The organism is Streptomyces sp. NBC_00057, assembly GCF_045041165.1.
Classification (GTDB): Bacteria; Actinomycetota; Actinomycetes; order Streptomycetales; family Streptomycetaceae; genus Streptomyces.
The window spans coordinates 6,050,931-6,068,407 of sequence record NZ_CP108256.1; the positions used below are offsets into that span (position 1 = coordinate 6,050,931).

The 17,477-nt window shown below is 71.1% G+C and carries 14 protein-coding genes; 5 read left to right on the forward strand and 9 right to left on the reverse strand.

Annotated elements, in window-relative coordinates:
- Positions 1–905: 905 nt before the first annotated feature.
- Together OG953_RS28490 and OG953_RS28495 are read right to left on the reverse strand one after the other, a co-directional pair.
- Entirely contained in the window at positions 906–1,046 is a 141-nt protein-coding gene (locus tag OG953_RS28490; protein ID WP_405687838.1) for a hypothetical protein, read from the reverse strand.
- A gap of 168 nt (positions 1,047–1,214) precedes the next feature.
- Positions 1,215–1,493, reverse strand: coding sequence for a hypothetical protein (locus OG953_RS28495; protein ID WP_405687839.1), 279 nt, complete (start codon positions 1,491–1,493; stop codon positions 1,215–1,217).
- A gap of 73 nt (positions 1,494–1,566) precedes the next feature.
- On the opposite strand from OG953_RS28495, the gene OG953_RS28500 reads away from it, so the two are divergent.
- The 4 genes from OG953_RS28500 to OG953_RS28515 all read left to right on the forward strand — a co-directional run bounded on the left by OG953_RS28500 (position 1,567) and on the right by OG953_RS28515 (position 5,345).
- Positions 1,567–2,322 (forward strand): GntR family transcriptional regulator, encoded by a 756-nt coding sequence (locus OG953_RS28500; protein WP_405687841.1) that lies wholly within the window; start codon positions 1,567–1,569, stop codon positions 2,320–2,322.
- A gap of 244 nt (positions 2,323–2,566) precedes the next feature.
- Positions 2,567–4,231 carry an energy-dependent translational throttle protein EttA gene (ettA, locus tag OG953_RS28505; RefSeq protein ID WP_405687842.1) on the forward strand — a complete coding sequence of 555 codons (1,665 nt, stop codon included), beginning with the start codon at positions 2,567–2,569 and terminating at the stop codon, positions 4,229–4,231.
- A 5-nt stretch (positions 4,232–4,236) separates the two neighbouring features.
- Positions 4,237–4,659: a thioesterase family protein gene (locus tag OG953_RS28510; protein WP_266361441.1), complete on the forward strand. Its 423-nt coding sequence runs from the start codon at positions 4,237–4,239 to the stop codon at positions 4,657–4,659.
- Positions 4,656–5,345: a hypothetical protein gene (locus OG953_RS28515; protein ID WP_405687843.1), complete on the forward strand. Its 690-nt coding sequence runs from the start codon at positions 4,656–4,658 to the stop codon at positions 5,343–5,345. The genes OG953_RS28510 and OG953_RS28515 overlap by 4 nt, the downstream gene beginning before the upstream one ends.
- Before the next feature lie 96 nt (positions 5,346–5,441).
- On the opposite strand, the gene OG953_RS28520 is transcribed toward OG953_RS28515, so the two are convergent.
- The 5 genes from OG953_RS28520 to OG953_RS28540 all read right to left on the reverse strand — a co-directional run bounded on the left by OG953_RS28520 (position 5,442) and on the right by OG953_RS28540 (position 13,532).
- A complete protein-coding gene (locus OG953_RS28520) occupies positions 5,442–5,753 on the reverse strand; it encodes a hypothetical protein (protein ID WP_405687845.1) in 312 nt (103 codons plus the stop codon).
- Between the two features lie 112 nt (positions 5,754–5,865).
- Complete coding sequence (locus OG953_RS28525) at positions 5,866–6,828, reverse strand: ABC transporter ATP-binding protein (RefSeq protein ID WP_405687847.1); 963 nt, start codon at positions 6,826–6,828, stop codon at positions 5,866–5,868.
- On the reverse strand, positions 6,825–9,641 hold the full coding sequence (locus OG953_RS28530; RefSeq protein ID WP_405687848.1) for an FtsX-like permease family protein: 2,817 nt from the start codon (positions 9,639–9,641) through the stop codon (positions 6,825–6,827). Before OG953_RS28530 ends, OG953_RS28525 begins: the two co-directional genes overlap by 4 nt.
- A 1-nt stretch (position 9,642) precedes the next feature.
- Entirely contained in the window at positions 9,643–12,954 is a 3,312-nt protein-coding gene (locus tag OG953_RS28535) for an FtsX-like permease family protein (RefSeq protein ID WP_405687849.1), read from the reverse strand.
- A gap of 173 nt (positions 12,955–13,127) precedes the next feature.
- Positions 13,128–13,532 carry a globin gene (locus OG953_RS28540; RefSeq protein WP_405687851.1) on the reverse strand — a complete coding sequence of 135 codons (405 nt, stop codon included), beginning with the start codon at positions 13,530–13,532 and terminating at the stop codon, positions 13,128–13,130.
- Between the two features lie 108 nt (positions 13,533–13,640).
- Here OG953_RS28540 and OG953_RS28545 point away from each other — a divergent pair, with 108 nt between their 5' ends.
- Entirely contained in the window at positions 13,641–14,624 is a 984-nt protein-coding gene (locus tag OG953_RS28545) for a methyltransferase domain-containing protein (RefSeq protein ID WP_405687853.1), read from the forward strand.
- A 6-nt stretch (positions 14,625–14,630) separates the two neighbouring features.
- Here the strand turns inward: OG953_RS28545 and OG953_RS28550 are convergent, their stop codons facing one another.
- Both OG953_RS28550 and OG953_RS28555 read right to left on the reverse strand, forming a co-directional pair.
- Complete coding sequence (locus tag OG953_RS28550; RefSeq protein WP_405687855.1) at positions 14,631–15,884, reverse strand: FHA domain-containing protein; 1,254 nt, start codon at positions 15,882–15,884, stop codon at positions 14,631–14,633.
- Positions 15,885–15,996: 112 nt separating this feature from the next.
- On the reverse strand, positions 15,997–17,355 hold the full coding sequence (locus OG953_RS28555; RefSeq protein ID WP_405687856.1) for a vWA domain-containing protein: 1,359 nt from the start codon (positions 17,353–17,355) through the stop codon (positions 15,997–15,999).
- Between the last annotated feature and the right edge of the window lie 122 nt (positions 17,356–17,477).

Genomic DNA, 17,477 nt, shown 5'->3' on the forward strand with positions numbered 1-17,477 from the left:
TCGAGGCATCTGGCGGCGCTGGGGGAGGCGTAGGAGGGTATCAGCGCCGCCGGGACACTCGTAGCGAATGTGCAGCTCAGAGAGTCCGGCGTTCGCGTATGCGGGCGGTCTTGAAAACCGTCACGGCAGGGCTACCCGGACCGAGTCCCCACGTTCAATCTGAACCGCTGCCGGCTGAAGCTCCTACCGGTCTGCTTCGGTGGCGATCCTGAACGTGCTCCCATGCCTCTCGCATACGCCTACCGCGTTCAAGTCCGACATGGAAGCCTGCCTGGGTCTGGAGTTACCTGGCCTTTTCGCAGGGGGTATGGAATGGCATCTCAGTCCAGGTGTGGCGCTCGCACCAAAGCTGGTGCAGCGTGCCGGAACCTCGCAGTGGTCGGCACCTCTCGTTGCGCGAAGCACCAGGGCTCCTGGTCTGCCTACGGCGTTGCGCAACGCAAGGAGAAGGAAGCCAAGGCGAAGAAGAGTAAGATCCGCAGGAGGCGGTAGCCACGCGGGAGAACGTGCTCGGCCCGGCCTGTCGGCGCAGTCCCATCCGTAGTCTCGTTCACCGTCATACGTGGTCGTTCAGTTCCCCAGCGAGTCCGGCTGCAACCTGGCGAGTGGACGTGTGCGAACCAGGATGAACGCGGCCATGCAGATTTGAAAAGCGCACGCTGGTCGCGGTGATCTCGACGGTGGCGGCAAGTGCGCCACTGGGTGTCCATCTCCTCACTGGGACACCTCCCTTGAAGCGGAAGGGTGGCAGGGGCAGTTGCACGCTTCGTAGACCACGGGGACGCCGATCGGTGCCACGGTGGGGGAGGAATGCGCGCACTCACGGTGCGTACCAATCAGGCGCGAGCTCGACCTGTAGGGAGTGGCTTTCGCCTTCGTCACGCCTGGTCGCTGATGAGAAGGCATCAGGTCGCCTCCGGCGGTGCGAACCAGGTTTGCGCGAAGGGAGTGTGAGCTACGGCCGTTGAGAGCCTCATCGCGCCTTCGCCGCTTGCCAGCACGTACGGGCGGACGAGCGCGATCTCGTCGTCTGCGAGAACATCCATGCCGTCTCGAAACCGCCCCATGTGCGGTGCGGGGGAGTTGGCGAGTCCGCGGTGAACGGCCGTCGAGCGGACGGGCGTTAAGGGGCGGCGGTGTCGGCCCCTCGGGAAGTACCGCTCACTGGTGCGTGAGACGGCACGGCGGATACGGTTGAACACGCTGATCAGCTCCTATTGCTGATGGCCAGGTCCCCGGACATCGCCCGTCGCGGGGACCTCTTTGCGTACAGCGGCCCGTAAGACGAGGCCGCCCACGTTGCTCGCGAACAGGCCGGATCGATCGGCCTTCGCCACTGCGTCCAGGACCTCCCGCCATGAGTCGGCGGGGAAGTCGTCCGGCACCTCCGCTTCGATCGACGTGTGGTGGGCGTGCTGCATTGCGCGTGTGGTCAGTCCGGCGGCGGACAACCGGGCGGCGATGTCCTCGACGCTCAGTTCGGAAGCGGGCACAGGTATCTCCGTCGCCGAGTGATCACGTTACGTGAAGCTAGTTAACTAGGAGCTAGTGGACTAGATTTTCCATATGCCTGAGCAGCCGCCTTATCTCCGCATCGCGGACGTTCTCCGACAACGGATCGCGGAGCATGAGTGGACACCGGGGGACCGGCTGCCCTCACGTGCTCAGATCGGCGAGGAGTGCGGCGTCGGCGAGAACGTGGTCCGTCGGGCGCAGGAGCTGCTGATCTCGCAGGGAGTCCTGGAAGGTCGTGCGGGTTCCGGTACGTATGTCGCCGAACCTCGGCGGCGCGTCCGGGTGGTCCGTTCGTCGGCGCGCGAGCAGCGTGACGGTTCCCCGTTCCGTGCGGACATGCAGGCTGTGGGCAAGTGCGGGGACTGGGAGAGCCGGACCGAGGCCAAGGTTCCCGCTCCGGCGGAGATCGCGGCACGGCTCGGTGTCGCCGAAGGCGACCTGTGCGTCCGTTCCGTGTACGAGTTCCTGGCCGACGGCAAGCCGGTCCAGTTGTCGACGAGCTGGGAGCCGTACGACCTGACTGCCGGCACGCTTGTCGTCCTCCCCGAGGGAGGGCCGCACGCCGGGGCGGGCGTCGTGAACCGTATGGCTGCGATCGGCATCACGGTCAGCCACGCTGTCGAGCAGCCGGAACCGCGGCAGGCGACTGCCGAGGAAGCATCGCTTCTCGGTATCCAGAAGGCCGCTCTTGTCACCCACATCAGGCGGACGTACTACAGCGACCAAGGCCGACCAGTGGAGACCGCGGATATCGTCGTGCCCGCCGCCCTGTGCGAGATCGTTTACGAGATTCCCACCGGGCGATAGCCGAGGTGAGGGCCGGGCTCGGCGAGGGGACGACGTACGCCGAGTGATCGTTCCTGGGCCGTCCCTGGGCCGTGCGAGGGCGCTCAGTACTGATCGAGGGCGACAACCAGTGACAGGGGAGCTACCAGCGTGGATGGCGAAGGGGCAGGTCACAGGGCCCTGATGAGACGGGTTTCCGTCCTGGGATGGACGTCAGGCAAGATGGGGTGTATCTGCCCACACATCGATTGCCGGACGGTTTCTCTTGGCTGAGTACATCTACACGATGCGCAAGACGCGCAAGGCGCACGGCGACAAGGTGATCCTTGACGACGTCACGCTGAGCTTCCTGCCCGGGGCGAAGATCGGTGTGGTGGGCCCCAACGGCGCCGGTAAGTCCACGGTGCTGAAGATCATGGCGGGCCTGGAGCAGCCGTCCAACGGTGACGCGTTCCTGTCGCCCGGTTTCAGCGTCGGCATCCTCATGCAGGAGCCGCACCTCGACGAGGCGAAGACGGTCCTGGAGAACGTCCAGGACGGCGCCGCCGAGATCATGGGCAAGCTCAAGCGCTTCAACGAGGTCGCCGAGCTCATGGCGACCGACTACTCCGACGCGCTCATGGACGAGATGGGCAAGCTTCAGGAGGACCTGGACCACGCCAACGCGTGGGACCTGGACGCCCAGCTGGAGCAGGCCATGGACGCCCTGGGCTGCCCGCCCGGCGACTGGCCGGTCGTCAACCTCTCCGGTGGCGAGAAGCGCCGCGTCGCGCTCTGCAAGCTGCTGATCGAGGCCCCCGACCTGCTGCTCCTCGACGAGCCCACCAACCACCTCGACGCCGAGTCGGTGAACTGGCTGGAGCAGCACCTCTCGAAGTACGCGGGCTGCGTCATCGCCGTCACGCACGACCGGTACTTCCTGAACAACGTCGCCGAGTGGATCCTCGAACTCGACCGCGGCCGCGCCATCGCCTACGAGGGCAACTACTCCACGTACCTGGAGAAGAAGCAGGCCCGCCTCAAGGTCGAGGGCCGCAAGGACGAGAAGCGCGCGAAGCGGCTCAAGGAAGAGCTGGAGTGGGTCCGCTCCAACGCCAAGGGCCGGCAGACCAAGTCCAAGGCGCGTCTCGCCCGTTACGAGGAGATGGCGGCCGAGGCGGACAAGATGCGGAAGCTGGACTTCGAGGAGATCCAGATTCCGCCGGGCCCGCGGCTCGGTTCCGTCGTCGTCGAGGTCGAGAACCTCTCGAAGGGCTTCGGTGACAAGGTCCTCATCGACGACCTGTCGTTCACGCTGCCCCGCAACGGCATCGTCGGCGTCATCGGTCCGAACGGCGCGGGCAAGACCACGCTGTTCAAGATGATCCAGGGTCTGGAGACCCCGGACACCGGCTCCATCAAGGTCGGTGACACGGTCAAGATCTCCTACGTCGACCAGTCCCGCGCCAACATCGACCCGAAGAAGACCCTCTGGGCCGTCGTCTCGGACGAGCTGGACTACATCAACGTCGGCCAGGTCGAGATGCCCTCGCGGGCGTATGTCTCCGCGTTCGGCTTCAAGGGCCCGGACCAGCAGAAGCCGGCCGGTGTTCTCTCCGGTGGTGAGCGCAACCGCCTGAACCTGGCGCTGACGCTCAAGGAGGGCGGCAACCTGCTGCTCCTCGACGAGCCCACCAACGACCTCGACGTCGAGACCCTGTCCTCGCTGGAGAACGCCCTGCTGGAGTTCCCGGGCGCCGCTGTGGTCATCTCCCACGACCGCTGGTTCCTGGACCGCGTCGCCACGCACATCCTGGCGTACGAGGGCGACTCCAAGTGGTACTGGTTCGAGGGCAACTTCGAGTCGTACGAGAAGAACAAGGTCGACCGCCTCGGCGCGGACGCGGCCCGCCCGCACCGTGCCACGTACAAGAAGCTCACGCGAGGCTGATCGTCTTGGCACGTCACATCTACAACTGCCCGCTGCGCTGGTCGGACATGGATGCCTTCGGCCACGTGAACAACGTGGTCTTCCTCCGCTATCTGGAGGAGGCGCGCATCGACTTCATGTTCCGGCTGGCGCCGGGGGACGGCTCGCCGTCCTTCTCGGGCGGGTCCGTCGTGGCCCGGCACGAGATCGACTACGTACGGCCGCTGGTCCACCGGCACGAGCCGGTGACCGTCGAGTCGTGGGTCACGAAGATCGGCGCCGCGTCGCTGACGATCGCGTACGAGATCAAGGACCCGGATCAGGTCTACGTACGGGCCTCGACCGTCGTCGTGCCGTACAACCTGGCCGAGGAGCGGCCCCGGCGGATCTCCGCCGAGGAGAAGCTCTTCCTCCAGCAGTACCTGGCCGAGGAGCCTGCCGCAGCATGACGGTGCCCGTGCGGTCGCTGGAGTTCGCCGACGCGAGGGAGGCCGCGGATCTCGCGGCCTTCCTCGGTCGGCTGCTCCACTACGACCGGGCAGCCGCGGTGCGGATGCAGGCGGGCGGCAGTGCGCTGGCCGTGTTCGGCAGGCCGCCGTCGTTCGAGGTCCTGGCGATCCGGGCGGCGCGGCTGGCCGGATCGCACGATTTCGACGTCACGGTGTCCGCCGGTGAACTCCTCGAATCTCTCGACGTCGAGGGCACGGCAGCCGGTTCGGGCGCCCTGCCCGCACCCGTCACCGGGCCACCGTGGACGGGTGTCCTCCCGCCCCGTGGCGGCTGGCACGAACTGCCGGGCCTGCCCGACCCGGTCTCCCTGCGCACAGCAGTCACTGCTGCGGTGGCGGAGTTCCGCTCCCGCGACGAGGCCCTGCCCGAGGACCGCCGCAACCGGGCGGAGCGGGACCTGATCGGCCGCGAGATCTGGTCGCGCACGGTCGGCAGCACCGAGCTTCCGCTGCGGGCCGTGCACGCTGCCCAGTCCCTCGGCTTCCTCCGCCCGGCGCCGGACTTCCCGGTCGCCCTGCTCGCGGCCGGGTCCTGGCTGCGGTTGCGCACCCCGTTCGGCTCGATCGCCCTGCGCGGCCCGGGCAGCGGGCTCGGCACGCTCGCGGTGACGGTGGGCGCGGGCTGAGCGACGGCCCGACGAAAGGACCTGCCCGGACAGGCCGACGGACCCATCCGGACAGGCCGACGGACCCATCCGGACAGACTGACAGGACCTAACCGGTCAGGGCCCTGTCCACCAGCCGGAGCGCGGATTCGACAGCAGGATGCCCCGCCGCTCGCCGTGCTTCGCGTCGGCCTTGATACGGGAGACCGCGATCCGGATCGTCGGGCCGCCGGGATCGGAGTAGTCGAGGGGAACGGTCACCTTCGCGCACTGCGCGCCCGCCTCGTTCAGCTCCTGCTGCTGCGGCGAGCAGGGGCCCCAGAGGAGCCGCTGGTGGGCGGGGGCGGCGGGGGCGGCCGACGCGGGCACACTGCCCGCGAGTAAGCAGGTCAGGCCCAGGCCGGCGGTGACCAGTGAGGTGACGCGCATCGTGCTCCTCGGATCAGGTGGATGACTCCCGCACGACGCTAGGGGCGTACGCGGCGCGGGAACATCGGGCCACCCGGCCGGAGCGACCTGGGGCCAGCACCACCAACACCCGTTACGGGTGCGGCTGGTCGTCCGGCCAGACCCCGATGTGGTCCTGTTCCAGCTCCAGCATCACGCGGTGCTCCATTCCGAGCGCCTCCGTGTAGTCGGCGGGCAGTTGCAGCCGGCCCGCGCGGTCGAGCATTGCGTACTCGCGGGCCACCTGTGACTCCAGGCCCGTCGCCGCGTCGACCTCGGTGCGGCGCAGCACCTCGGAGGACGTACGGCCGTCGCGGATGGCGACCGTGCGGCGGACCTCGCTCGCCACCGCCTGGTCGTGCGTGACGATCACGATCGTGGTGCCGAGCTCCTCGTTGGCGCGGCGGAACGCGGCGAACACCTGCTCGCCGGTGGCGGAGTCGAGTTCGCCGGTCGGTTCGTCGGCGAGCAGCACCGACGGATGGTTGGCGAGCGCGACGGCGATCGCCACCCGCTGCTGCTGGCCGCCGGAGAGCTGCTGCGGGCGCCGGTCGCGGCACTCCTCCAGCCCCAGCATCCGGAGCAACGACTCGGCGCGCGCGGCCCGTTCGCGGTTCCGGCCCCGGCCGCGCAGCTGCATCGGCAGGGTGATGTTCTGGACGGCGGTGAGGTACGGGAGCAGGTTGCGGGCGGTCTGCTGCCAGACGAAGCCGACGACGTCGCGACGGTAGCGGAGCCGTTCCTTCGGCCCCATCGACAGCAGATCGGACCCCGCGACCTTCGCCGACCCGGCCGTGGGCACATCGAGGCCCGCCAGGATGTTCATCAGGGTCGACTTGCCGCTGCCGGACGCGCCGACCAGGGCCATCAACTCGCTCTCGGTGACCAGCAGATCGAGGCCCTGGAGGGCCTGCACCTCGACCCCGTCCGCGGAGAATATGCGGACCAGGCGGTCGCAGGCGATCAGCGCGTCGTGCCCGTAGGAGGGCCGGTCGCGGCGTGCGGCGGCCCGCTGTTCGAGCTCGGCCAGCGTGGTGTCGGTCGACGGCGACGTCATCGGGGGTCTCCTGCCCTGAGTTCGGTGATCGGTCCGCGGCGGCCGATCCACCAGGCCTGGACGGCGGCCACCGCGGCGGTGAGGACGACCACGCCGAGCGCCGGAAGCGTCAGCGACCACGGGTCGGCCCGCAGGGGAGCGGTGTCGGCTGCGCCGGATCCCGGCCCGCCGGAGAGCGCCAGGCTCACCAGGTCGACGCCGGGCGCCAGCAGGGCGGTCGTCGCCCATCCGACGAGCAGCCCGCCGACGGCGGCCAGCAGTGCCTGCGGCATCGCTTCGAGGCCGAGGAGCCGTCTGCCCTGCCGGGAGGTGAGGCCCATGGTCCGCAGCCGGGCCAGCAGGGCGGTGCGTTCCGGTGCGGTCTGCAGCAGCGACAGCAGGACGGCGAGCAGGGCGTAGCCCGCGCCGGCCGCGACCGCTGCCGCGTAGATCCCTTCGGCGCCCCGCTGCATGGGGGTGTCGACGAACGCCTCGCGTTCCTCGGAGCGCAGCCGCACGGAGAAGTCCTTGCCCGCGTGGCGCGCCGCCGTGCGCAACGCCTTCGGGTCCAGGGAGCCGCCGGTGACCAGCAGCGCGGTGGTCTGCCGTCGTGAGAGCGATGCGGCGTCGACGATCAGGAAGTCGCTGTCGGAGACGGCGGGAGTGCGCGTGACGGTACCCGCCACCCGCACCTTGAAGTTCCCGGCCGCCGTGGAGAGGTCACGTGGCCCGTCGCCGAGCCGCTCGGCGACGGACGGTGAGGCGATGACGGGCAGCACCCGGTCCTTCGACGGGGCCGTCCCTTTCGACGCCGCAGGTCCGGCGGCCTTCAACCGGTCGGCGGAGAACGCCCCGAGGCCGGTCGCGCGGGTCAGCCGGGCATACGTTGCCGGTTCGACGCCCACCAGGGTGGCGCCCTTGGTGCTCTGGCCCCCCGCCCCGTCGGCCGGAAACCGAACGTCGTACTCGATCTGCACGCCCGCCACCTCCTGTACGCCGCCCGCTCCCCGTACCTCCCTGATCAGGCGGTCCGGCAGCGGCACGGAGATGCCCGGGCCACTGATCCGGGCGTCCGCGCCGGTCGCGCGCACCGCCGCGTCGTCCCGCGCGGCGGCGACACCCGCGAGCACCGAGCCGCCGAACGCGGTCGTGGTCAGCGCGATCAGCAGCGCGAGCAGCGGCAGCGTGCCGCCCGCCGAGGTGCGCCCGGCGCGGGCCAGCGACAGGAAGCCGACTGCACCGCGCCGCCGGGCGACGGAGCGCGAGGCGAGACGCAGCGGCAGCGGATGGAGCCGTACGAGGACCAGGGCGGCGATCAGCCCGACGAGTACGGGGGCGGCGCTGACCAGCAGGTCGCCGCCGCCGTCGGACCCCGTACCGCGTCGGCGCAGGGCGACGACCGCGCCGACGGCCAGCACCAGAAAGGTGAGTTCGACGACCGTGCGCCGCCGTGACGGGCGGGCGCTCATCAGGTCGTCGCGGGCTCCGTGCAGCTGCGGCCTGCGGTGCGGCAGCGTCGTATGCAGCGGCAGGGCGACGCAGACCAGTACGGCGACGGCCGCCGCGCCGACGACCGAGGGCCACAACCGGGCCTGCCCGACGGCCAGTACGGCGATCAGCAGACCCAGCGCCGCCGCGGGCACCGTGGTCACCACCGTCTCGGCGAGCAGCCGGCCGCCGATGCCGCGCAGCGATCCGCCGCGCGAGCGCAGCAGCGCCAGTTCGCTGCGGCGCCGCCCGCCGATCAGCCCGCCGGTCATCAGCAGGACGACGGCGGCTACGGCGCCGATGCCCACGGCGGCGACCGTGACGATCGGGCCGATCGCCTTACGCAGAGCGTCGTACCGGGTGAGGATCTTGTCCAGATCAGTCGTGAACGTGGCATTTCCACCGGCCACCGCACGCATCTTCACCAGCCCGGGACCGCCCTCCAGCGAGGCGATCGACGAGCGCAGTCCCGGCACGTCGGAGGCGGTGAGGCGGGAGGTGCCCGGCGCGAACCGCCAGAACGCCTCCGTTTCACCCGTGGTGGCGAGCAGCGCGGGCGCGGCATCCGGCGGCAGCAGGAGAGCCGCGGTCCAGTGGTATCGCGGGGGCTCCAAGTCCCGTTCGGGAATCAGGGCTGGGGTCCGGAGCAGTGGCTGGGCCGACCAGTAGGCCGCCTCGGGGCGCTCCGGGGTGACGATGCCGGTGATCCGTACGGTCAGCGGTGTCCCGCCCTGGGTCGGCAGGGAGATGGCCGAACCGGCCTTGATCCGCAGAGCTTTCGCCGTCTCCTCGGTGACCGCACCCTCCACCTCCGGCGTGTCCGCGGTGACCTTGCCGTGGACGACGGGCCAATTCCCGGCGCGCAGGGTGGCGTGGTCCGCGAGGGCCGGCAGAGTCGAGTAGGTCAGCTCGGGGTCGACGCGGTCCGGCCGGTGCAGCCAGCTCTCCTGCGCGGCGATCGGCTGCCCGGTACGGAAGCCGTACGCGGACTGGGCGGTGTCGGGTCGCACCGCGTCGGGCAGCGCGGGCAGCACCGCGCGATGGACGGACGCCAACTTCCCCTCACGCACCGCTGCCTCGCGCAGTGTCTGGCGCATTTGCAGATCGGGCTGCGGCGCGCTGAGCTCCAGAACACTGTGCCGGGGGTCGGCGACGGCGACGTCATGGCGCAGCCCCTCGTTCTCGTAACGTTCGACGGCGCGCGGGAAGGCGGCGGCGAGGAACGACGTCAGCAGCACCAGCAGCCCCAGCGCCCACGATGCGCCGGGAGCGGTGCGCAGCCGGGTACGAACCCAGGGCGCACAGGCGACGGGGGCGCTACGGCCTCGAACGGTACGCGGAGCCATGTCAGTTGTCCCCCTGGAGGCGCAGCGAGGTCGCGGGGTCGGCGCCGCGCAGGGCCAGGGACACGATGACCACCAGCGGCAGCGCGGCGACGCCCGCCAGCAACGCCGCGATCTGCCCGGCCGGCAACTGCACCAGCACCGGAGGCACCGGCGTGGTGGCCTGCGCGGTCAGCACGATGAGCGGCACGACGGCGCGGTTCAGTACGGCCCCGAGCACGGCCCCGACCAGCAGCGCGATCGCGATCAGCACGCCCTGTTCGGCGGCGATCATCCTGGTCAGCCGTCGGCGTGGCGTACCCAGCGCCCGCAGGACTGCGAACTCCGCGGTCCTTTCCCGCTGCGCGCCGACGGCGCTCACCGCGAAGCCGACCGCGGCCAGGGCCGCGGCGACGACCGCCACCGCGGGCAGCGCGGACTGCGGTCCGGCGCCCAGCGGATCGCTGACCAGTTCCCGTGCGATCTCTTCACGCACCTGGACCTGTGCCGGATCGGTGTCGGGCCGTGCCCGCAGCGCGGCCGCGACCTTGCCGGCCTGCCCGGGGGCGGTGCTCAGCCACCACTCGTCGGCGGTGAGCACGGCGCCCGGGCGCTGTGCGAAGACCTGGCCGACGGCCCTGAAGTCGAGCAGCAGGGCTCCGCCGTCCCTGTCCCGGCCGAGGCCGGTGCCGGAGGCATCGGAGCCGGTGCCGGGGCCTGTGGTCGGCAGCCTGCGCACCACATCCACGATCTTCACCCGGACCGTCTCGCCGGCCAGCGTGATGTCGACGCTCTGCCCCTTCCTCGCTCCGGCGGCCTTCAGATACGCGTCGGTGACGATGGCGTTCGGCGTCGGCGCCTTCGGACGGGGCGCGGTGGCCCGTACGGAGAAGGCGGGCGAATTCCACGAGTCCGGGGCCGAGCCGGTGTCGTACCCGAAGGCCAGCGGGCTCTTCGCGGAGGCCGTCGCGTACACCGGATCGCCGGGGAGCGGCTCACCGGAACCGGTGCCGATCAGTTCGGCGTCCCAGCCGAACCCTTCGGGGACCGGGACCGCCCGCTCGGAGCCGTCGGCCGTCACGGTCCTGAGGGCGCCGACGTCCACCTGGTGCGACTCGCTCGGACCGGCCGGCCGGTTGCCGTCCAGCTCGAACCCGGTCACGGTGAAGTCAGCCGTGGCCGCCACCGCGAAGGCCAACGGATGTGTCCTGCCGTCGACGGGTACGGAGCCGGCCGGCACCCGGTACGGAAGGCCGTAACGATCCTCCAGCAGCACGGCGAGGAGCGGCGCGGTGTCGGCCGACGACGGCCGCCCGTGCGCCCCGGCCGCCGTGATCCGCACATCGAACCGGACCTGTTCGCTGTTCTTCGGCAGCGGCAGCCCGGCCCGTGCGGTCCGCGGCGGGGCGAGCGGGTCGAACAGCCGCTCCCGCGGCCGGTCGCCGAGGTCGCCGCGGATCAGCATCCGCTCGGGGGCGTGCGCGGTGTCCAGGGCGAGGACCTCGGCGGTGCGTTGACCGGAGAGCTCCGTGGTCGTACGGAACGCGGGCGCCGCCTCCCGTACGCCCGGCAGCCGCGCGTACCTGCCCGCCTCCTCCGGATCGTCGTCGGCACCGGCCGATACACGCAGCGACGCACCGGCCCTGAAGTCCGCCTGGTCGCCCTGCGAACGGTCCCAGGACGCGCGCTGCCCGATGGCCAGCATGCCCATCGCCACCGCAAGGACCAGCAGCAGCACCGGTCCGGCATGACGCAGCGGGCGTCGGCTGAACTGCCAGCCGGCCAGGGCCGCGATCAGCCCCCGGCCGCCCGCCGCACCGCGTTCCGCGAGCCCGGCCGCGGGCGGCAGCAGCCGCAGCGTCAGTACGGTACCGGCGAGCAGCAACAGCGCGGGAGCCGCGACCAGCAGCGGATCGACACCGAGTTCCCCCTGCCGGTCCCCGCTCAGCGCACCGCCGCCGGAACCCGTGGTCCGGCGGTCGAGCTGCCAGTACGCCACCGCCGCGATCACCAGCAGGCCGATGTCCGCACCCGCCCGGAGCGGCGCGGGCAGCGCTGCGGCACGGCCGGCACGACGGTCCCCGGCACCGGCAGCCAGCGCGGGCGCCACGACAGCCAGCGCGCAGGTGAGCGCGGCGACGGCGGCGACCATCCATACGGTGGCGGTGGTGCCCGCGTCGAGCCGCAGCCCGATCCGGGACAGCGCGCCGCGGTCCGCGAGCAGCCGGGTCAGCGGCCCGGCGAGCAGCGGGGCGAGGAGCGCGGCGGGTAGTGCGAGCAGCAGCGCTTCGACCGCGGCGAGCGCGGTGATGCGGCCACGCGATCCGCCCCGGGCTCGCAGCAGGCGGGTCTCGCCGTCGCGCTCACTGCTCAGCAGCCGGGCCACCAGCAGCAGCGCGTAACCGGCGAGCATCATCAGCTGGACGGCCACGATCATCAGCGTCGAGCGGGAGACCAGCAGCGCCCGGTCGATCTGCTCCAGCACCTGGGGGAGCGAGGTCTGCACGGTGGCCCCGGTCCTGAACTCGGGGGCGGCCTGCAGCTTCTTCGGAGCAGCCGTGGCAGCACTGTGCAGCGCGTCCATCCGGTCCGTGGTGGCCGTGCGGAAATCGGCGGTTGCCAGCCAGGACATCCCGCCGGAGCTGACCCGTCCGGAACCGGTCACGGCAGGGTCGGTGAGCAGCGGACCGTACGTCGTGAAAGAGATCTTGCGGATACCGCGCCCGCCGAGCTCGTCCAACTGCCAGTACGGGTCGGCCTGGTCGGACGTCTCGTAGACCCCGGTGACCAGGACGCGCAGCGGCTTGTCGTCCAGCCGGTCCGTGAGGGTGAGCCACGAGCCGGGCCGCAGCTTCAGGTCCCGGGCGGCGGTGCCGGGCAGGGCGACCTGGACGGGATCACCGGCCTTCCCGCTTCCGGCCGCCGGCATGCGGCCCGCGGTGAGTCGGATGCGGCTGCGGTCGAGCGAGGCGAAGTGGGTGAGATCCGGGTCGCCGCCCCTGACGTCCGGAGCCCGCAGACCGCGCGGCAGCGCGTACGTTCCCGACGTCTCCAGCGTCCGGACGGTCACGGGAAGGCCGTCGAAGGTGTCGCGGGCGGCTCTCCTGGCGGTCGCGTCGGCCGCGTCCCGCTGCGCGGGCGCCACCTGCGCGGACATGACGAGGGAGGCGGCGGCCGCCGACCGATGGGTGAGGGAGTGACGCAGCGCCGCGTCGCCGATGGAGCTGGAGAAGGCGGTGAGTGCCGCCAGTACCGAGGTGGTGAGCAGGACGGCTAGTAAAGCGGCGGTGAGCAGGAGCCGATGGGCCCTCACCCGAAGAAAGAGGAAACCCGTCACACATGCCCCCCTGGACCCTCACCGCACACACGCCCCCCGGCCTCGTATGGATGCTGTCAGGACATACGTGCTGTTGGAAACCGCTTGTGGGGACAACTTGATGGGATCGTGACCGTTAATCGGAGACGGAGGAACGCATTCCGCACCTGCGGCAGGGGGACAGGGACGTGTACTCAGCCCTCGGTGTTCACCATCGAGGCGGCGGCATAGGTGAGGTAGTCCCACAGCTGCCGCTCGTGCTCCGGCGCCAGCCCGAGCTCGTCGAGGGCGACCCGCATATGGCTCAGCCACGCATCGTGCGCCGCCCGGTCCACCCGGAACGGAACGTGCCGCATCCGCAGCCGGGGATGTCCGCGCTGCTCACCGTAGATACGGGGCCCACCCCAGTACTGGATCAGGAACAGCCTGAACCGCTCCTCGGCCGGACCCAGATCCTCCTCCGGATACATCGGCCGGAGCAGCGGGTCCTCGGCAACCCCCTGGTAGAAGCGGTGCACCAGGCGCCGGAAGGTCTCCTCACCGCCGACCTGCTCGTAGAAGGTCTGCTCCTGCAGCGTGTCGCGCGGAATCTCTGTCACCGGTCCATCGTCGCAGACGCACCGGCCGAGGACCGGGGTCCTAGGTCCTGCCTCCCCATCCCGGCCCGGTTCCTGGCCCCGGGGCCCCCGGCGCAGGAAGGTGGAGGTATGGACGACGCCTACCCGGATCAGTTCGCCGCGGCCGCCGCCGAGGAGCGGTGGGCCATGGTGCGCGGGATCGTGGCCGGTGGGGCGCTGGGTGACCCGCAATGGCTGGCCGCGTTCGAGGAGGTGCCGCGGCATCTGTTCGTGCCGTACTACTTCGTGGGCGGTGGATTCGACCGCCTGTGGTGCGAGGACCCCGACCCGGTCAGGCGGGCCCAGTGGCTGCACGGGGCGTACGCGGACGGGGCGCTGGCCACCCGGATCCGGGACGGTGAGCTGATCTCGTCGAGCAGCCAGCCGTCGCTGATGGCCCGGATGCTCGAAGAGCTGGACGTACGGGAAGGGCAGCGGGTCCTGGAGATCGGCGCGGGCAGCGGCTACAACGCGGCGCTGCTCGCGCACCGTCTCGGTGACGACGCCGTGACCACCGTCGACCTCGACCCGGAGATCACCGAGTCGGCCCGCCGGCACCTGGCGGCGGCCGGATACCGCCCGGCGGTGATCACCGGGGACGGGACACGGGGCTGGCCCCCGCGAGGCCCGTACGACCGGATCATCGCGACCTGCACCCTGCCGTGCGTACCGCAGGCCTGGCTGGACCAGTGCAAGCCCGGCGCACGGATACTGGCGCCGTTCGCCACCGGACTGATCGCGCTGCGGGTACGGGAAGGGGCCCACGGGAAGTACGCCGAGGGGCGGTTCCTGCACACGCCCGCGTACTTCGTCCCGCTGCGCGGCACACCGCCGCGGCCCGTGCGACGCCCGCACCCCGGCGCACTGCCGAGGCGCGTCAGCGAGAACGAGCTCTTCCGGTTCCTGCTGACGCTGACCGAGGCCACCCTCGACCCGCGCGAGGCCCTCTCCCTCTGGCAACGCGAGCGGCGCCCCGAGCGGGAGAGGTTCGGCATCACGGTCCGGGACGGGCGGCAGTGGGCCTGGCTGGACGACCCCGAGGGGCCGTACGCCTGGCCACTGCCCAGCGGGTAGTGCGGGTCAGCCCCGGCGGACCGTGATCGTCGTCCACGCCCCGACGTGCACCCGGTCGCCGTCCTGGAGCGGGACGGGGACATAGGGCTGGATCGGGTCCTCGGCGCCGTTGAGCGTGGTGCCGTTGGTGGAGTTCTGGTCGACCACGGCCCAGCCGCCGTCGGGCTGCTGCACCAGCACCGCGTGCTGGTGCGAGACGCCCGGGTCCTCCGGAGGCACGGACAGATCGATGTCGGGGGACTCGCCGGTGCTGTGCCTGCGGCGGCCGATGGTGATCTGGTTGCCGGTCAGCGCAAGCTGCTGCTCCGGGGAGTACGCGGGCAGGTTGAGGCCGGTCGCCTCGGGACCGCTGCGCTGCATCATCGCCAGGAAGTACTCACGGTCCGGGGCGATGACCGCGGTCCAGGTCGCGGGCGGCTGGTTCTGGTTCTGACCCGGGAACGGCGGTTGTTGCTGCTGCGGCGGGGCCGGCGGCTGTGGGGCCTGCGTCCGGGACGGCGGCGACAGCATCCAGTCGTCGTCATCGCCGGACTGCGGCCCCTGCGGCGGGGCCGGAGGCTGTGGGGCCTGCGGGGCGGGTGGGCCGGGCCGCTCGAACGCGGGCGGCGCGGTCTGCTGCTGGAACGGCGGGGGCGGCGCGGTCTGCTGCTGGAACGGCGGGGGCGGCGCGGTCTGCTGCTGGAACGGCGAGGGCGGCGCGGTCTGCTGCTGGAAGGACGGCGGAGGCGGCGGCCCCTGCTGCTGGAACGGATGTGGCGGCTGCGGCGACTGCGGACCCGGTGACTGCGGACCCGGCGCCGGGGGCCCGGGCCGGCTTCCCTGGTCGGGGGAGAGCGGTTCGGCCGGGCGGTTCACCTGCGAGGGCCGCGAGCCCTGGTACTCGAACGGATCACGCTGCTGCTGAGGGCCCGGCGGCTGCTGTGCCTGGAAGCCGGGCGGCAGGTTGAGACCGGGCGGAGGGCCGGGAAGGCTGTGGGACGGCGCCAGCGGCGTGTACGACGTCGCGGTGTTCGTGAGGAAGTTCCAGCGGCACTCCTCGCAGAAGGGCGCCATAGCCTCACGCGGTGTGCGGCACTGCGGGCAGAGCTCGGCCTGCCGGGCCGCATCGGGGCCCTGCGGGTGGCCGTAACCGGGAGCGGGCGGCGCGGGAAGCGGCGGAGGGGCTGCACCCGCAGGCGCGCCCGCCCCGGCCATGCGATGGCCGCAGACCTCGCACCAGTCATCGGAACCCGACTGGTGTCCGTTCGGGCAGGTCGGCATGTCGGCGCTTCCCCCTCTCCTCGTCCGGCCCTGGGGGCCGTCATTTTTTTTCTTGCTTTTCGCCACCCGGCGGATCGCTCCGGCCGGGCGGCTCGACTGTGCGGCTGTGTGGTTATTTCTTGACGCGAACGGTCTTGGTCGAGCGTGTTTCGAGTGTCATCGAGTCGGCTTCCGCGACCTTCGCCTTCAGTCGCACAGTACCGGTCGCGGCATCGACGACGTCCACCACCTTCGAAAGCAATTTCGCAGTGTCCTCGTTCCCGGACGCCGATGCCAGCTGCACCGCACGGCCCAGTTTCGCCGTCGCGCCGTCGAAGTCTCCCGACTTGCGGGCATCGAGCCCCTGCTGGATGACTCGTGCCAGTTCCGCCTGGCCCGTGTAGTGCGCGACCTGCGGGTTGATCGAGGTGGACGCCACCATGTCCTCCGTCCACACCGCCCGTACCAGGCCCTGCGAAAGGGTCTGCGGGGCCCCGCCCGACGGGTCGGGGAGGATCAGCGAGACCCTGGACGCCAGCATCTCCTGCCCGATGCCGGCCTCCGGCACCTGTACGCACACGTGGTAGTCGCGGGACTCGTCCCCCCAGGAACCCGTGGGATAGTCCCCGGCGCGGGGGCCCGCCTCGGTGCGGCGGTCGGTCAGATCGACGACCGTCGGCGCGACCTGCTTCACAAACTTGATCTCGACCCCGACGGGCGTCCAGAGCCGCAGCGCGACATCCGCGACCTCCTTGCCCATCGCGTTCTCCATCATCTGCGTGAAGTCCGCGGCCAGCCCCGCCGGGTCGGCGACGATGTCGGCCGTGCCGAGCAGCGCGGAGGCTATGGCTGTGACCTCTTTCACCTCCCAGTCGGTGCCGACACCACGGGCGTCGCAGGTGAAGCGGCCCGCGCAGGATTCGAGCGCGGCCCGCAGATCCTCCGGCGCCTCGTGCTCGTTGCGGCCGTCGGTGAGGAGGATGCCGTGCCGGATCTCCACATCGGCGGCGCCGAGAAGCCGGTCCGTCAGCCGCAGCCAGGTGCCGATCGCCGTACCGCCACCGGCGCTGAGCGCACGCAGGGCCTCCTTCGCCTGGGCTTTGGTCCGCGCATCGGCGACGGCGAGCCTCCCGTTGCCCGGGTAGACCTCCTTGGCGACGTGCGTACCGCCGACCACGGCGAACGAGGTGCCGTCGCGCAGGGTGTCGATGGCCGCGGCCGTCGCATCGCGGGCGTTGCGCATCTTCGTCGGCGGATAGTCCATCGAACCGGAGCAGTCGACCATGATCACCACGGCGGCTTTCGGCGCCTGCCCCGGTACGTGCGTGGGCGTTGCGGCCGCACCGGACAGCGGGACGCCGCCGGTGGTGCCGCCTCCGGTCGAGGTGACCGTGACGATCGCGTTGACCTCGCGACCGCCCTCCGGCAGATATTCGTTCTGGTACACCTCGACGGAGAACTGCGGCACGTTCGACTTGGAGAAGTTGGCCATCTGATCGGCTCCTTGAGGCTCCAGGTGTCAGATGAAGACAGCTGTGAGGGCAGAAATGCGGGCGAACGCGGGTGAAAACGGGCGAGGGTGTCAGAGAAGGAGTGGGCGGGCGGAATCGGAAT

Coding starts and splice junctions, on each gene's coding strand:
- OG953_RS28490 (WP_405687838.1), bottom strand. CDS start 1,046: ATGGATGTTCTCGCAGACGACGAGATCGCGCTCGTCCGCCCGTACGTG.
- OG953_RS28500 (WP_405687841.1), top strand. CDS start 1,567: ATGCCTGAGCAGCCGCCTTATCTCCGCATCGCGGACGTTCTCCGACAA.
- OG953_RS28515 (WP_405687843.1), top strand. CDS start 4,656: ATGACGGTGCCCGTGCGGTCGCTGGAGTTCGCCGACGCGAGGGAGGCC.
- OG953_RS28520 (WP_405687845.1), bottom strand. CDS start 5,753: ATGCGCGTCACCTCACTGGTCACCGCCGGCCTGGGCCTGACCTGCTTA.
- OG953_RS28525 (WP_405687847.1), bottom strand. CDS start 6,828: ATGACGTCGCCGTCGACCGACACCACGCTGGCCGAGCTCGAACAGCGG.
- OG953_RS28530 (WP_405687848.1), bottom strand. CDS start 9,641: ATGGCTCCGCGTACCGTTCGAGGCCGTAGCGCCCCCGTCGCCTGTGCG.
- OG953_RS28545 (WP_405687853.1), top strand. CDS start 13,641: ATGGACGACGCCTACCCGGATCAGTTCGCCGCGGCCGCCGCCGAGGAG.
- OG953_RS28550 (WP_405687855.1), bottom strand. CDS start 15,884: ATGCCGACCTGCCCGAACGGACACCAGTCGGGTTCCGATGACTGGTGC.
- OG953_RS28555 (WP_405687856.1), bottom strand. CDS start 17,355: ATGGCCAACTTCTCCAAGTCGAACGTGCCGCAGTTCTCCGTCGAGGTG.